This window comes from Bacillus sp. 17RED48 (genome assembly GCF_019837545.1).
In the GTDB taxonomy this organism is placed as follows: Bacteria; Bacillota; Bacilli; order Bacillales; family Bacillaceae_G; genus Bacillus_A; species Bacillus_A wiedmannii.
Map to the genome: position 1 here is coordinate 1 of NZ_JADAXG010000042.1, position 1,590 is coordinate 1,590.

2 protein-coding genes are annotated in these 1,590 nt (G+C 32.8%); both read right to left on the reverse strand.

The annotated features are described in order from the left end of the window. Positions 1-585: Ger(x)C family spore germination protein (locus ILT06_RS32110; RefSeq protein WP_483861607.1), on the reverse strand; the 585-nt coding region annotated here is incomplete at its 3' end. Then, the coding region (locus tag ILT06_RS32115) for a GerAB/ArcD/ProY family transporter (RefSeq protein ID WP_222655995.1) at positions 582-1,590 on the reverse strand (1,009 nt) is incomplete at its 5' end. The genes ILT06_RS32115 and ILT06_RS32110, both read right to left, overlap by 4 nt.

The window sequence follows — 1,590 nt, forward strand, 5'->3', positions numbered from 1 at the left end:
TGTGTCGATTTCATTCATTGTTTTTTTGATAATTGGAACAGTTTGTGTCATTCCTTCTTCATTTTTTTCTCTCATTAATTGTTGAATCGTGGAAGAAACGGATTGATTATTTTGAATGGAGGATTCGATTACACTACTTATGTAAGATGGTAGTGATGGTTTATCGGGCTTATTAATTGTGAAAATTTCTTCTACAGGTCCATCAACAAGTACTACTTTAGCATTAATGGTGGCGTAAGGATCACGGTAAGAAGAATCAAGCTCCTGCATCCAATTTGCTTCTTGGGCCAATTTTTTCCCAATTAAAATGATTTCAGCTTTTGAGGCTGTCATATAGCCCGTTAACTTCGTATCTATTTTACTGAATCCATTATATACAGTGGATGCCTGCGCCCATTGCTCTATAGTACTTCTTTGCTGTTTATGATGAAAGAGTGGTATGCTTGTGCCCACTTTTATATCTCCATTAGAAGTTCTATCTAAGGCGATTAACAGGATTAATGAAACCTGTTCAAGAGGGATTCTTTGACTACAACCGATTAAACATACACAACAAGTTACAATCCATATCCATTTTCGAATCAAAGTTGTTTCCTCCTAGTTAACCAAGTGAAAAGAATGCTGTATGCGAAAAAAAAGATTGGTAATAGAATAAAGAAAATGATATTTAAGATATCCATAAGAGAATATATAAACAAATATTGATCTACGTCGGGATTTAGAAAAATAAATAAGCCGACTATTAAAAACATAAAACTAACGAGCACCCAATTGCGAGCATTTTTTTGAAAAAAAATGGTTACAGATTCAAAACTGAAAAATAAATACGGATATATTGTAGTAGAAAATACAATCAAATAGTAAGCGATATATATAATTTCTAATCGTTCTATGAATGAAAAACGAACCCCTTTTAACAAATGAAATACTGGCCAAATTACGTCTTTTATCCCCTCCGGACTAAAGTATATATAAGAAAGAATAGTCACATATAGATAGAAAAACATGGTTCCAGTATTCGCTATTAGTATTCCTTTTAGGGCTTTTTGTTTTTTTTGTAAGAACGGATAAATAAAATATGCAATTTCTAAGCCGGCATAAGGGGTAATTGTTTCTTTTGTTGCCTTTACAATAGGGGATATGCCATCTTTAAAAATAGGTAGTAGGTGTAAAGGATTGTAGTTACTCTTTAATGAAAACAGAAGAAATAGTGGCATCCAAGCAGTGAAGAAGAAAACAAGCATAGAATAACTAGTAAGAGCCCTTATCCCACTCAATGATAAAATAATAAAAGGCAATAGTAATAATATGGCGATTTGATAAGCAGGAGTGGAAGGGAATATCCACACTTTTATAATGTCAGTTGCCTTTAATAAAGTATTAAAACCAGCAAAAAATAGATAAAAGGCATATAAAAGAAGAAAAATTGTTCCTAGCCATTTACCAAAGTATGCTTTTAAAATCTGTGAGAAACTTTTGCTAGGACTTTTTTGTAACATTAATACAATAAATACGCCAATTATAGAAGTAACCATCCATCCCAGAATGATAGAAATCCAGCCATCTGTGCCAGCGGTAGTAGCAAGTGGG